Source organism: Staphylococcus sp. EG-SA-17 (assembly GCF_017151845.1).
Lineage (GTDB): Bacteria > Bacillota > Bacilli > Staphylococcales > Staphylococcaceae > Staphylococcus > Staphylococcus aureus.
The window spans coordinates 1-254 of the sequence record NZ_JACVZO010000146.1; the positions used below are offsets into that span (position 1 = coordinate 1).

The window sequence follows — 254 nt, forward strand, 5'->3', positions numbered from 1 at the left end:
TTTGCTTTAAAATTAGGTCGAAGGCACCGTTGAAGCAAGATGCATAACCTGCTGCAAATAATTGTTCGGGGTTAGTAGCTTTACCATCTGCTTGAGCAGGCGGAACGATATCAATATCTAATGCTCGTCTGTCAAAGATCCACATTACAACGAAGCACTTAAACTTTACGATACTAAGTTAAATTTATCTTTAACTGAAGATAAACGTATCATCAAACGCTCATTAGAAAACAACAAAACCGAAAACGATTATG

The 254-nt window shown here is 36.6% G+C and carries 2 pseudogenes; one reads left to right on the forward strand and one right to left on the reverse strand.

Going from position 1 to position 254, the window contains the following annotated elements:
* A pseudogene (locus tag IDG65_RS14480) lies at positions 1–133 on the reverse strand (OsmC family protein); the annotation flags it as partial.
* On the opposite strand from IDG65_RS14480, the pseudogene IDG65_RS14930 reads away from it, so the two are divergent.
* Positions 128–254: pseudogene (locus IDG65_RS14930) on the forward strand (hypothetical protein); the annotation flags it as partial. The pseudogenes IDG65_RS14480 and IDG65_RS14930 sit on opposite strands and share 6 nt — an antisense overlap.